Annotated in this window: 9 protein-coding genes; 4 read left to right on the top strand and 5 right to left on the bottom strand. The window is 56.8% G+C overall.

Translation table 11 applies throughout. The annotated features are described in order from the left end of the window. Window positions 1–21 precede the first annotated feature (21 nt). The 4 genes from EQV93_RS14570 to EQV93_RS14585 form a co-directional block, all read right to left on the bottom strand. On the bottom strand, window positions 22–648 hold the full coding sequence (locus EQV93_RS14570) for a response regulator transcription factor (protein ID WP_122782008.1): 627 nt from the start codon (window positions 646–648) through the stop codon (window positions 22–24). A gap of 352 nt (window positions 649–1000) precedes the next feature. Further along, window positions 1001–3763 carry a magnesium-translocating P-type ATPase gene (gene mgtA, locus EQV93_RS14575; protein WP_240891803.1) on the bottom strand — a complete coding sequence of 921 codons (2763 nt, stop codon included), beginning with the start codon at window positions 3761–3763 and terminating at the stop codon, window positions 1001–1003. A 660-nt stretch (window positions 3764–4423) separates the two neighbouring features. Next, entirely contained in the window at window positions 4424–5761 is a 1338-nt protein-coding gene (locus EQV93_RS14580; protein ID WP_240891804.1) for a lysine N(6)-hydroxylase/L-ornithine N(5)-oxygenase family protein, read from the bottom strand. A 117-nt stretch (window positions 5762–5878) separates the two neighbouring features. Then, entirely contained in the window at window positions 5879–6361 is a 483-nt protein-coding gene (locus tag EQV93_RS14585; RefSeq protein ID WP_272492651.1) for a sigma-70 family RNA polymerase sigma factor, read from the bottom strand. A gap of 321 nt (window positions 6362–6682) precedes the next feature. Here EQV93_RS14585 and EQV93_RS14590 point away from each other — a divergent pair, with 321 nt between their 5' ends. Genes EQV93_RS14590 through EQV93_RS14600 form a run of 3 tightly spaced genes read left to right on the top strand, consistent with a single transcriptional unit; the run spans window position 6683 to window position 11237 of the window. Next, complete coding sequence (locus tag EQV93_RS14590; RefSeq protein ID WP_240891805.1) at window positions 6683–7861, top strand: efflux RND transporter periplasmic adaptor subunit; 1179 nt, start codon at window positions 6683–6685, stop codon at window positions 7859–7861. After that, window positions 7862–9829 (top strand): MacB family efflux pump subunit, encoded by a 1968-nt coding sequence (locus EQV93_RS14595; protein ID WP_240891806.1) that lies wholly within the window; start codon window positions 7862–7864, stop codon window positions 9827–9829. Window positions 9830–9836: 7 nt separating this feature from the next. After that, on the top strand, window positions 9837–11237 hold the full coding sequence (locus EQV93_RS14600) for an efflux transporter outer membrane subunit (protein WP_240891807.1): 1401 nt from the start codon (window positions 9837–9839) through the stop codon (window positions 11235–11237). A gap of 140 nt (window positions 11238–11377) precedes the next feature. Here EQV93_RS14600 and pvdP read toward each other — a convergent pair whose 3' ends face one another. Beyond that, entirely contained in the window at window positions 11378–13009 is a 1632-nt protein-coding gene (pvdP, locus tag EQV93_RS14605) for a pyoverdine maturation tyrosinase PvdP (protein ID WP_240891808.1), read from the bottom strand. Between the two features lie 192 nt (window positions 13010–13201). On the opposite strand from pvdP, the gene dkgB reads away from it, so the two are divergent. Then, complete coding sequence (gene dkgB, locus EQV93_RS14610; protein WP_240891809.1) at window positions 13202–14005, top strand: 2,5-didehydrogluconate reductase DkgB; 804 nt, start codon at window positions 13202–13204, stop codon at window positions 14003–14005. Window positions 14006–14464 lie beyond the last annotated feature (459 nt).

A 14464-nucleotide genomic window follows, 5' to 3' on the forward strand; every position in this document is an offset into this window, starting at 1 on the left:
CTTTCGTGCGAGGGTGTTCAATTAGATCAAGTCGTTGCGCTTGGCAAAATCTGCCAAATAAACCACAGACTTCATATTGAGCTTTTCGATCAACCTGGCCTTATAGGTGCTGATGGTTTTACTGCTCAACGTCATGTCTTGAGCAATCTGTTTATTACTGGAGCCACGGGCCAACTGTTGCAGAATGCTCAGCTCGCGGGCGGATAAACCCTCGATCATTTCCATGTCAGTCAAGGTGATATCGCTGTTGCGCACTGAACTGATAGCCAGATTGGGAAAGAAGGTGTAGCCATCCATGATCAATTTGACGGCTCTGATCAACTCACAGAGATCCTGCCCCTTTGTGACAAACCCTGCGGCGCCAGCTTTCATGCATCGTTGTGAATAAAACAACGGTGATTGAGACGTCAGTACCAACACACGGCTGGTGACCCCGCTCGCTTTGAGCCGCCCAATGACCTCAAGGCCATCCAGGCCCGGCATGGTGATATCCAGCACAATCAAGTCAGGTACATGCTGACGTGCCAATTGAATGGTATCGATGCCGTTAACGGCTTCAGCCACCACCCTGTAGCCTTGGTTTTGCAGCAGTAATTTCACAGCTGACCGAATAAGCGAATGGTCGTCAGCAATCAGTACGTTAAACATTTGAGCCCCTGCTATAAACCTGAATCACAGTGCGCGCCAGGCGTAGACATGTCTTTTTGAATAGGTTAATCCAGCTAAAGTCTGCGAATGGATATCTCAGGAGCGCCAACGTAATTATAGGATATTTCCTACGTTCGACCTTTTCACACCCCCTACCGACCAATGGCAGCCTGCTGAAGTCCCGTTGAAATTTAGCCGCGAATAATCGCTACTAGACTGCTGCGCACAAGAAGGGAATGGTCTACAGAACTTGTAGGGAATTTCCTAAAGAAGCAGGAATTGGAATCAATACCTGCTTCCTCAGGAACAAAGCACCTTTCTCAGGCTTCTACGCCCGACACGTAGATACTCGTCACTGCCAGCCAAATTTGCGGATATAAAATCCTTTAACGGCTTGGGTCAGCGCCATGTACGCCAACAGAATCATGGGCAAAAACACAAAGTACAGCGGCGGTAATGCCTGCAATTTGAAGTAAGAAGCCAGCGGCCCCATCGGCAGAAAGATACCGACAGCCATGATCACGCCTGTCATGACCATCAACGGCATGGCTGCACGACTCTGCAAGAACGGTACTTTCGGGGTCCTGATCATATGCACGATCAGCGTCTGAGTGAGCAACCCCACGACAAACCAGCCTGACTGGAACAAGGTTTGGTGTTCAGGCGTATTGGCCTGGAATACATACCACATCAGAGCAAACGTCAAAATGTCGAAAATCGAACTGATCGGTCCAAAAAACAACATAAAGCGCCCCACCTCCGCCGGCTGCCAGCGCTGCGGCTTTTTCAGCATTTCCTCGTCGACGTTATCAAACGGGATGGCGATTTGTGACACGTCATACAGCAAGTTCTGAACCAACAGGTGCATCGGCAGCATCGGCAAAAATGGAATGAATGCACTGGCCACCAACACGGAAAAGACATTGCCGAAGTTCGAGCTGGCGGTCATTTTGATGTACTTGAGCATGTTGGCAAAGGTACGGCGCCCTTCCAGCACGCCCTCCTCCAGCACCATCAGGCTTTTTTCCAGGAGGATGATATCAGCGGCCTCTTTGGCAATATCCACCGCGCTGTCGACTGAAATCCCGATATCCGCTGTCCGAAGCGCTGGCGCATCGTTGATCCCGTCGCCCATAAAGCCGACGACATGGCCATTGGCTTTGAGCAGCCGCACAATGCGTTCCTTATGAGTCGGCGTCAGTTTGGCGAACACGTTGGTGGTTTCCACAGCCCGCGCTAATTCAGCATCACTCATGCGCTCAATGTCGTTACCCATTAACAAGCCCTGCTGCTCCAACCCCACCTCGCGGCAGATTTTTGCAGTCACCAGCTCGTTATCGCCGGTCAAGACTTTCACCGCCACACCATGCTCTGCCAGTGCCTTTAACGCAGGTGCTGTACTTTCCTTGGGCGGATCCAGAAACGCCACATACCCAATCAATGTCAGCTCTTGCTCATCCGCCAGGCTATAGGTATCACGCCCGGCCGCCATCGACCGTGCAGCGACGCCGACAACGCGCAGGCCTTCTTCGTTGAATGCTGCCGTGACCTGGCGAATGCGGGCCAGCAGTTCGTCGGTCAGGACTTCTTGCGACTCACCATGGCGAACGTGTTTGCACACTGACAGCACTTCTTCGACCGCGCCTTTGCAGATCAACAGGTGTGGCTGATCCTGCTGAGCTACCACCACCGACATGCGACGACGGGTGAAGTCGAACGGGATTTCATCCACCTTCTGGAATGCCGTCCCCACATTCAATTCGCGATGGACTTCAACGTGCTCCAGCACGGCCACGTCCAGCAAATTTTTCAAGCCAGTCTGGTAGTAGCTATTGAGGTAGGCCATTTCCAGAACGTCGTCAGACTCTTGCCCCCAAACGTCCACATGACGGGCCAGAAATATTTTGTCCTGCGTCAGAGTGCCGGTCTTGTCCGTGCACAACACGTCCATCGCACCGAAGTTCTGAATGGCGTCCAGACGTTTGACAATGACCTTTTTGCGCGACAGAAACACCGCCCCTTTGGCCAGCGTCGAGGTCACAATCATCGGCAGCATTTCCGGGGTCAGACCCACCGCCACCGACAAGGCGAACAGCAGGGCTTCAGTCCAGTCGCCCTTGGTAAAACCATTGATGAACAGCACCAGCGGGGCCATCACAAACATGAAACGAATCAGCAGCCAGCTGACCTTGTTGACCCCCATCTGAAACGAGGTAGGCCCGCGATCAGTCGCCCCTACCCGCTGCGCCAACGCGCCGAAATAGGTGCTGTTGCCGGTGGTCAGCACCACCGCCGTTGCGGCACCGGACACCACGTTGGTGCCCATGAACAAAATATTGTCCAACTCCAGTGGGTTGATGACTTCACAATTGCCCTGGCGTGCGAACTTCTCTACCGGCATCGACTCGCCCGTCATGGCCGCCTGGCTGACGAACAGATCTTTTGCGCTGAGCACTCTGCAATCAGCTGGGATCATATCCCCCGCAGACAGCACGATAAGATCGCCCGGCACCAATTGTTTGATCGGCAGCTCGACGCGCTGCGCGCCCTTGATACGCAGCGAAGTCCCATAAAACTTGCCGAAAATCGGTGCCGCATCGGCACTGAAATCCCGTCGCATTACCGTCGCGGTGTTACTCACCATTGCCTTGAGGGCATCGGCAGCCTTGTTTGATTTGGCCTCTTGCCAGAACCGCAACACGGTGGACAACACCACCATCGTACCGATGACGACAGCCGCTTGAACGTCATCAGTGGCCAGTGACACGGCAGCCAGCAACGTCAGCAACAAGTTGAACGGGTTTTTGTAGCAGTGCCACAGATGGACCCAACGGCTGAGTGGCTGTTCGTGCTCAACCTCGTTAAACCCATGCTGCTGGCGCAGCGCATCAGCTTCGGTCTCACTCAAACCATCGGTATGAGTGCCCAACGTGTCGATCAACACCGCACTGTCGCTGTTGGCCGCGGCCACCAGCGTGTGGGCCAGCGTAGGCGGTACTTCTCGGCTGACGGTGGTATCCGTCAGGCTGTCCAGCACTGCGAGGCGTCGAAAGTGCCGGGCAATGTGGCGGTTACGCAGAAAGCCTGCGAAAAATTCTTTCAGGGTGAGCTTCATGATGGTTCTCCTGCGCCGCCTGCGCTCACCCTTCAGGGTTTACGCAGGCGGCCTTAATCTTGTGCCGTCATTCATGGTGATCAGTCTCGTGTGCGAGCCGGCTGGCCGCGTTCAATGGGCAATCGCACGCCACCCGGCAAGGCGGGACGATGTTGGCGGCGGCGGATTAGCTTAAAAGTGTGACCCATAGTCATTCCCCTGACGATTTGCATCAGCGGTGTTCCACAGCAGGTACAGTCGAGCACTGGGCCAAATGCCATTAAGGCAAGGCACACGTCTGCGCTCTGTTGCGACCACACCCTTGTCACAGGTGCAATCACACAGCTCTGAGTATCGATGAGAGGACTTCAAAGGTCGGGTCATCAGTGACCCGATCAGGATGCCGCTTCTCGCTGTTTGGCAAGAAAACGACAGGGGAATCTGCGCGTTAGCTTGCCGAGATGATGCCGGTTATCAGAACCGGCCCACTACTGTCACTCGAACTGGTACCCACTGAGGGACTCCGCTATTGATTAAAACGTGGGCAGCTTACGCCCGACATTCCGGGGAGTAAACCGCAGAATGACGCCGATTTGAGGATTCAGAAACGGCTTCAGGAAACGTTCAGTTTCACCTCATGAATGCCGGAAAAACCCGGCATTCATAGGCGCATTTGCAGATTCAGCCAACATTGGCCAGTGCACGATCAGCCATTTCCAGAAGTTTGCTGCGGCTCTTGTCGCAGGCATACAGTGATGCCGAAATTTCCTCGGCGCGAATCGGCAACACGGACAACAGTGTGTCACTCAGACCATGGCTTGCCTGGCTGAAACCCTGCATGTAAATACCGGCCTTGCAGCGCGGATCGGTGACAATGCGGTAATCGCGGTCCACTTCAAAGTCACCCAAATATTCAGCCAGCGGGGCCAGCAGATGACGGTGCATTTGCCGTTCGTAGCCTGTGGCCAGTATCACCGCGTCGTAGTGCTGCTCGACCGACTCGCCGTTGGCCGTGTTACGTAAAGTCAACTTGATGCCCTGCCCGTCTGCCACTGCACGTTCAATGCGGGTGAGGCTGCGGAACGTATGACGTGCTATTCCCGACACTTTCTGACGGTAGAGAATGCCGTAGATACGCTCAATCAGATCAATGTCGACCACCGAATAGTTGGTGCTCTGATACTCGTTGATCAGCCGCTCACGCTCTAGCGTGTCCTGTGCGAAGACCAGGTCGGTGAACTCCGGTGAAAACACTTCATTCACGAACGGGCTGTCATCAGCAGGTTTAAGCGCCGAGCCACGCAGGATCAGATCCACCTGGGCAGATGGAAAGCTGTCATTCAAATCGATAAACGCTTCGGCAGCGCTCTGCCCGCCGCCAATGATCGCGATGCGCATGGGCTTGCCGCTCACACACGGCTGCTTGGCCATGCGTTCCAGGTATTGCGAGTGGTGGAACACCCGGCTGTCGTCTTTGAAGGATTTGAACGGCGCAGGAATGCGCGGCGTACCACCGGCACTGACGACCACGGAACGCGTAGTACGAACGTGCTGCAACCCTTGGCTATCACGGGAAATCACGCGCAAAGCTTCAACCTGTTGCTGATGCAACACCGGCTCGATGGCCAAGACCTCTTCGCCGTAGCGGCTTTGCGCCTCAAAGTGCGATGCCACCCAACGCAGGTAATCATTGAACTCCATACGACACGGGTAAAAGGTCCCCAGATTGATGAAATCAACCAGACGCCCGTGAGCTTTCAGGTAATTGACGAAGGAATACGGACTGGTCGGGTTGCGCAGCGTGACCAGATCCTTGAGGAAAGAAATCTGTAACTCACTTTGCGTGACCAGTGTATTGCCGTGCCAGCGGTAGTCAGCCTGCTTGTCTAAAAACAGCACGTCCAACGGACCTTCGATTTGCCCACGCTCTTCCAGGGCGATGGCCAAGGCCAGATTGGAAGGTCCAAAACCGATGCCGATCAGATCATGGACGACGGCCGAAGCGATAGCCTGTGTCATTTTCAGTGTCCTCTGGATTGCCCCTCAACAGAGGGAAGAAAAAGCCCATGACACGACCGCTCTATAGCAGGGCAGCCGATCACCTGTTGAGTAGGAACGAGGCTACAGAAATGAAATTTAGGCGTTGTCCCACAGCCGAATACGATTTCGGCAATGCTTCATGGCATTAACGATGTGCTTCTCAACCACACTGCGCGAAACCCCGAGGCGCTCAGCGATTTCGGGATGTGACAAGCCCTCCAGCTTGCGCAGCAAAAAACTCTCTCGACACGCCACCGGCAATTCTGCCAAGGCCCGCTGAACCATTTCAAGGCGCTGACCATGATCCATCGATGCGTGGGGCGAAGGGCTGAAAAACCGTTCATCGCAATCCAGCACCTCAAGAGGTTCTACTTGGCGCAAAGTATTGCGCCGGTGACCGTCGATGACCAGATTCAAGGCCGTGCGATACAAAAAAGCACGAGGCTGCTCAATCGGGTCATCGGCGCTACGCTCCAGCACTCGCACGTACGCGTCATGCACCACATCTTCGGCTGCATGAGCATTGCCCATCCTGGCGCTTAACACGCTGACCAGTTCGCGATAGTAGTTTTCCAACATGACTCCTGGCCGCAATAACTGCGGCAACTTTCCATGAGCGCTGAAACATGGCCAATTGGCATAGCGGCATGATGATGGCACTTTTGCCGATGTAATTTATAGTAATTCTCATATAGATTTAACTTTCTTGGCGTAAAACATCCGAAAAAACTTACGAATTATTCAGTAACCCCCCAGCCTGACCCTCAGTAAATTCCTCGCGCACCGTTTCGTTTACTCAGCAGCTCCCCGTGTCTGTCGCTGCGTCGACAACGTTGTCTCTTGGGCTTTAAGTGCTCAACTGCTAAACGACGGGCCGATCCCTTTTGGCCGGAACCCTGCATGAAACGCCCCCGACAGACCCGCCGCGCGCTGCTCATTTGCCTGTTTTTACTGTTGGTTGCCAGCCTTGTAGCCTGGCTTTTACTGGCTCCCGGCCGCGAAGCGTACGACACGGTGCCGGTGACCCGTGGCGACATTGAAAACAGCGTAACGGCCCTTGGCACCCTGCAACCTCGGCAATACGTTGACGTAGGTTCACAGGCGTCGGGGCAAATTCATAAAATTCATGTCGAGGTCGGCGCCGAGGTCAAAGAAGGCCAGTTACTGGTAGAGATCGACCCGTCAACGCAAACGGCCAAACTCGATGCCAGCCGCAATGCCATCGATAACCTCAAGGCCCAGTTGCAAGAACAACGCGCCCTGCACGACTTGGCCACACAGAAATATCAGCGCCAGCAAAACCTTGTCAAAGGCGGTGCCACGCGCGATGAAGACGTTCAAATAGCCTTGGCCGAAGTACGCACCACACAGGCCAGAACCGACATGTTCCAGGCTCAGATCCGTCAAGCACAGGCCAGTTTGCGCAGCGATGAAGCCGAGCTGGGCTACACCCGCATTTTTGCCCCAATGTCAGGCACCGTCGTGGCCATTGACGCGCGCGAAGGGCAAACCCTCAACGCACAGCAACAAACGCCTCTGATCTTGCGTATTGCCAAACTCTCACCCATGACCGTCTGGGCTGAGGTTTCTGAGGCCGATATCGGTCACGTCAAACCCGGCATGCAGGCTTACTTCACCACCTTGAGTGGCGGTAGCCGCCGCTGGAACAGCACCGTGCGGCAAATCCTGCCCGTGCCACCCAAGCCCCTCAACGAAGCCAGCCAGGGCGGCGGCAGCCCCGCCAGCTCAGGCAAAAGCGGCAGCGCCCGTGTGGTGCTTTACACCGTGCTGCTGGACGTGGACAACACCGATCAGGCGCTGATGGCCGAAATGACGACCCAAGTATTCTTCGTCGCCGATCAGGCAAAAGACGTGCTGCTGGCCCCCATCGTAGCGCTGCAGGGCACAGCCACAGGGGATCGCCAGACCACATATATCGTCGCCAAAAACGGCAAGATCGAACCCCGAGAAATCCGCACCGGCATCAGCGATCGCCTGCGCGTGCAAATACTTGAAGGGTTGAATGAAGGCGATCACCTGCTGATAGCCCCAGCCACCGGCAACGGCAACGGAGGCTGAATGCCTACTCCCTTGATCGACCTGCAAGACATTCGCAAGGTCTACGGCGGCATCGACACGCCTGAAGTTCATGTACTCAAAGGCGTCAGTCTGTCGATCCATGCCGGTGAGTTTGTGGCCATTGTCGGCGCCTCAGGGTCGGGCAAATCGACGTTGATGAATATTCTTGGCTGCCTGGACCGGCCTACCTCGGGCCGCTATTTATTTGCTGGCGAGGATGTCGCCCACCTCGACTCCGACGCGTTGGCCTGGTTGCGCCGCGAAGCCTTTGGCTTTGTGTTTCAGGGTTATCACCTGATCCCCTCGGCCTCAGCTCAGGAAAACGTCGAAATGCCTGCCATTTATGCCGGCATGCCCGCCGCCGAGCGTCACGCCCGCGCGGCCGCCCTGCTTGACCGGCTAGGTCTGGCCGAACGCACAGCCAACCGCCCGCATCAACTGTCAGGTGGCCAACAACAACGGGTGTCCATCGCCCGCGCCTTGATGAACGGCGGGCATATCATTCTCGCCGACGAACCCACCGGCGCCCTCGACAGCCACAGCGGCGCCGAGGTCATGACCTTGCTTGATGAGCTGGCCAGCCAAGGCCATGTGGTGATTCTGATTACCCATGACCGCGAAGTCGCAGCGCGTGCCAAACGCATCATCGAAGTACGCGACGGCGAGGTCATCAGTGATAGCGCCAATGGCGACCCGGCCCCCACTGACAACCCGCAGGCGCTGCAAGCCCTCGACCTGCGCAAGCGCCTCGAAGAGGGCAGTGAAGCTCGTGGCGCGTGGAAAGGCGAATTGGTGGACGCAGTGCATGCCGCCTGGAGAATCATGTGGATCAACCGCTTTCGCACTGCCCTGACCCTGCTCGGCATTGTCATTGGCGTCGCCTCGGTGGTGGTGATGCTGGCCGTGGGTGAAGGCAGCAAGCGCCAGGTAATGGCCGAAATGGGCGCGTTCGGTTCCAATATCATTTACCTCAGCGGCATGTCCCCTCGACCACGAGCGCCACTGGGCATCATCACCCTGAGCGATGTGGCTGCGCTGTCGACCTTGCCCCAAGTAAAAATGATCATGCCCATCAATGGCGCAGAGATTGGCGTGCGTTACGGCAATGTTGATCACACGATGTACACCGGCGGCAACGGTATCGATTTCTCGGCCATCTTCAACTGGCCTGTGGTGCAAGGCAGTTTCTTTACCCAGGCCGACGAAGATGCCGCCGCTGCTGTCGCGGTTATCGGAAAGAAGGTGCGCGATAAAGTACTCAAGGATGTGCCCAACCCGATAGGCCAATACATCCTGCTGGAAAACGTGCCGTTTCGCGTCGTCGGGGTTCTGGCCGAGAAAGGCGCCAGCTCCGGCGACTCGGACAGCGACACGCGCATCGTGGTGCCCTACTCCGCCGCCAGCGTGCGCCTGTTTGGCACGCACAATCCGGAATACGTAGTGATCGCAGCGGCAGATGCCAGCAAGGTCAATCAGACCGAAAAGGCCATCGAACAGCTGATGCTTAAACTGCACCACGGCATGCGCGATTTTGAAATCACCAACAACGCGGCGATGATTCAGGCCGAGGCCAAGACGCGCAACACCCTGTCATTGATGCTGGGCTCAATTGCAGCGATCTCACTGCTGGTCGGCGGTATCGGTGTCATGAACATCATGTTGATGACCGTACGCGAGCGCACCCGTGAAATTGGTATTCGCATGGCCACCGGCGCCCGCCAGCGCGACATCCTGCGCCAGTTTCTGACTGAAGCCCTGATGCTTTCGGTCGTGGGCGGCGCAGCCGGCATCGCTCTGGCCTTTGTGGTGGGCGCGGTGCTGTATCTGTGCGATGTAGCCGTCGCCTTTTCCTGGGTTGCCGTGCTGGGCGCATTCGCTTGTGCACTGGTGACCGGCGTCATTTTCGGCTTTATGCCGGCCCGCAAAGCTGCCCGGCTTGATCCGGTCACGGCCCTTACCAGTGAATAAACGATTGATGAAGCCGTCTTTGAGTCTGTTGTCCCTGTGCATGCTGCTGGGCGCTTGCAGCACGGGGGTCACCCATGACAATAACCCTGTGATCGTACCGCCTGCCTGGCAGATGGCTCACGGGATGAGCCGCCAGCAAAGTACCCAGCAATGGTGGCAGCAATTTGGCAGCCCTGAGCTGGATCAACTGATCGCTCAAGCCAAAACCGGCAGTTACGACCTGGCGGCAGCTGTTGCACGGGTGCAACAAGCACAAGCCAGCGCCGTGATTGCCGGGGCGCCATTGATGCCCGAAGTCAAATGGGACGCTAGCGGCAATCGTCAGAAATTGTTGCGTGGCAAAGGCTATAGCCAACTGGATGCGACGGATGAGAACAAGGCGGTGGATTACTTTGAGGCCAACTTGACCGCCAGCTATGAAGTGGATTTTTGGGGGGGCAAAGCCGCCGCCCGGGACAGCGCCGAACAAGCGCTCAAAGCCAGTCAGTATGATCGCGACACGGTCGAGCTGACCTTGCTCAGCAGCGTCGCCAACAGCTATGTCCAAACCCTTGCTCTCAACGAACAACTGCGTATCGCCCGGCTTAACCTGAACAATGCACAGCGGGTGTTACATGTCGTGCAAACTCGCCATGACGCAGGCTCTGCTACAGCGCTGGAACTGGCTCAACAGAAAAGCCTGGTGGCTGCACAGCAACGTCAATTGCCGCTGATGGCACAGCAGGCACAAGATGCACGCATTACCCTAGCGGTATTACTGGGCAAACCGATTAACACCCTTGCTGCGAGTGATACCCCCTTCTCACGGCTGCGCTGGCCCGATATTGGCAGCGGCGTGCCCAGCGAGCTACTCACCCGGCGCCCTGACATCGCCAGCGCCGAAGCCAAACTGGCGGCGGCTCGTGCGGACGTCAGCGTCGCCCGCGCTGCCATGTTGCCCAGCCTGACATTAAGCGCCAGCCTGGGATCGGGAGCCGACCGGCTCAGCGATGTGTTACGCAGCCCGTTTTATAACCTGACGGCGGGATTGGCCGGGCCGATCTTCAACAACGGTCGCCTCAGTGCCGAGCGTGACAAAGCCACGGCGCGGCAACAGGAACTGCTACAAACCTACCGTTCGAGCATCATCAGTGCCTTTGCCGACGTCGAAAAAGCCCTGAACAGCGTCACAGGTCTGGATCAACAGCGGCAGTGGCAAGACGAAGAGCTCAAGCAAGCGCAGCAGGCTTTCGACATTGCCGAGCGCCGCTACAAGGCCGGGGCCGAGATGTTGCTGACCGTGCTTGAGACTCAAAGAGTGTTGTATGCGGCCCAAGACCAGCACGTACAACTGCGTATGGCGCGACTGCAGGCCAGCATCGCGATGTACAAAGCGCTGGGCGGGGGCTGGAACACCCAACCTTTGTAGCCGCTCTATTCCTGTAGGAGCTGACGAGCTCTGCGAGGCTGCGATCGGCGGCGAAGCCGTCGTAGCACCTGACACACCGCGCTGGCCCAATCTTACGAGCGCTACGCGCTCGAACGCAGCCTCGCGCTGCTCGTCAGCGGCTACAAAATGTGTGTGTTGCGCTTGACCACCAGATGCCGCGCGTACCACGGGCGACGCGGTACGCGCTGAAACAGATTGCCCATCTTTTTTTCATCGCCAAAGGTGATACGCAGCGCGAGCTTCATCGTCTCGGGATCCATTTCAACGGTTTTTCCCGTCGCCAGTCCTGGCGTGGTACTACAACCGTGAGTCACTGGGCCCAGCCACGGATCTTCCACTTCCACCCAACGACCCGCCGCAAACCAGGGCACACCATTGATCTCTTCGCGCTGGAGCTGCCCTGGATGAAAACGCTCATGGGCACGAAACCAATCCTCTAAACGATCATCGATCCAGCCATGAAAGCTCCAGAACACCGGATTGACATGAGAGGAGAACGGATCGCCCAAAAAGTCATTTTCGGCCTCGTACCAACGCGCCGCGAAGTCGGCTGGATCACGGGCCATCGGCACGGGTGCGCCGTTTGAGGGATCACGTGGCACCGAGGCCCAGCGCATATGCAACCAGTCATGCAGGCCCAGTTCAACCTCGGAACCGAACTGGCCCAACGTCAGCGTCGACAAATAACGCGGGTCGCGATAGCGCGATTCCCACACCTCGAAGTTGGAATGAAAAGTTTCAGGCTGTTTGATATCACTCAGCCATTGGGTATACACCGCATCGCCTTCAGCCAGCCACGTCGGCGGCAAGGCACTGCCGTCGTGATTGTCAAAGTAGCGGGCAAAACCTGCACGGTCGCGTTCAAGTTCAGGTTGAGGCAACGGGAACGCCGTCCACGACGGTAGATCCTGCATCGAACGAGCGGCCCGCAACATATGCCGATGCATAAAGAAAAAATCGACCCCGGAACCATTTCGGTCCTTGCGTGGCCCTCGCGCATCCCGCTCCCGGTCTCTCTGGCCGGGTTGCCAGCCGAGTCCACGCAAGGCGTTGCGTTTGTCATCCGAGAGCTCATGCCAAGTGTCGCGCGAAGCGTGCCATAACTGATGGAATAAACGATGCTCCGGCGCCACCAGCCAGGCCAGTAAATCTGGATTTAAACCGATGCGCTCCCGCGCCTCTGGGAAAGTGCGCTTAATCGCAACAAATCGGTTGTCTTGTTCAGGCAGTGCCAAGGGCCGGTCCAGACGTTGCACAGTACCGCTGAGGGTGCCACTGCCAGCATTGCCGTACATACCCCAGACTTCGTCCAGACTAAAACTGAACTCGTAATCCGCCTGACCGTTGGCAGAATCACTGCGGGTGATTCGCCAGTGCATCCTTTTAGGGTCGGGCTCGACCAGATCCCCCAGAACGCGGTAACGCGGCGTTTGCGTGCTGTTCAATACCGCGGCACTGTCCAGATAACCGCGAACACCTCGGCCACGCGGGGCAATGTCGAGCCACACCTCAAGGCCTTCTTGAGGCACCCCCTCCAGCCCGCCATCGGCGCCACTGAAAGAAATGCTCCAAAGCCCGCGTAATTGATCAGCCAGTTGCTGCCCCGCCGTGTCTGCCAACTCGACCGTTGCCTCACCCGGCGTGATGGGCTCGTCCACCCGCGTCAACTCGCGATGCCCATAGAACACTGCTGGCGCTGCTGCGCCGGTGATCGCTAAGCCAGCGATGAACCATCGTCGAGAAATCGTCATTGCCCTACCTGTCCCGGCCTGAATGCAGGCGTTATCCAAGCTAGAACGTACTGTGCGCGCTCAAATTTAGCCTGAGGGCCTCAGTTGAATTCATGACGTGCAGTCAAGACTGCTTTGCGTGAGCTACGGTGTTTCGTGCGGCTCAAGGCGAGGATACTCGACCTTATTCTTACAGCACTCCAGGAGTTATCCATGACAGTTCCAGCATTCGGTCTCGGTACATTTCGCTTACAGGGCCAAGTCGTTATTGACTCGGTCAAAAATGCGCTGGACGTAGGTTATCGGGTGATCGACACCGCGCAGATTTATCAGAATGAACCAGAAGTCGGACAGGCGATTGCCGAAAGTGGCATCGACCGTGAAGCGCTGTATATCACCAGCAAAATCTGGATCGACCATTTTGCCGAAGGCCAGTTGATCCCGAGCCTCAAAGACAGTTTGGCCAAGTTGCGCACCGACCATCTGGACCTGACACTGATCCACTGGCCATCACCCGACAACGCCGTGCCGGTTGCGGTATTTATGAAGCAACTGCTGGAGGCAAAAAAACTGGGGCTGACCCACGCCATCGGCGTGTCCAACTTCACCATCGCACTGATGAAAGAAGCGATTGCTGCGGTCGGTGCCGAGAACATCGCCACTAACCAGATTGAACTGCATCCCTACCTGCAAAACCGCAAAGTGGTGGAATTCGCCAAGAGCCAAGGCATTCATATCACTTCGTACATGACGTTAGCCTACGGCGAAGTGTTGAAAGATCCGGTGATCAATCAGATTGCCAAGCGTCATGACGCCACAGCCGCACAAGTGACACTGGCGTGGGCCATGCAATTGGGTTATTCGGTCATTCCGTCCTCAACCAAGCGCGCCAACCTTGAAAGCAACCTCAAGGCGTGCGAACTGATGTTGAGCGAAGACGACATGGCGCAGATCGCAGCCCTGGATCGCGGCCATCGCCTGACCAGCCCTAAAGGCCTTGCACCTCAGTGGGATTGATTGTTGCGGGTGTGCAAAATGCCGCTGACGAGGAACGAAGGCTGCGATCGGCGGCGTAGCCGTCGTAAAACCTGACACACCGAGTCATCCCATCTTGCGACCGCTTCGCGCTCGATCGCAGCCTTCGGCAGCTGCTACAGGTTAACGTGTCGCTGTGAGCAAGGCGCGTAGCCGCCGTAAAACCTGACACACCGAGGCGTCCCATCTTGCGACCGCTGCGCGCTCGATCGCAGCCTTCGGCAGCGGCTACAGGTTAACGTGTGGCTGTGAGCAAGGCGTGTAGCCGTCGTAAAACCTGGCACACCGAGGCGTCCCATCTTGCGACCGCTTCGCGCTCGATCGCAGCCTTCGGCAGCGGCTACAGGTTTACGTGTGGCTGTGAGTAAGGCGTGTAGCCGCTGACGAGGAACGAAGGCTGCGTTCGGCGGCGCAGCCGTCGTAAAACCTGACACACCGAGT

The organism is Pseudomonas sp. TMW22091, assembly GCF_022496705.1.
Classification (GTDB): Bacteria; Pseudomonadota; Gammaproteobacteria; order Pseudomonadales; family Pseudomonadaceae; genus Aquipseudomonas; species Aquipseudomonas saxonica.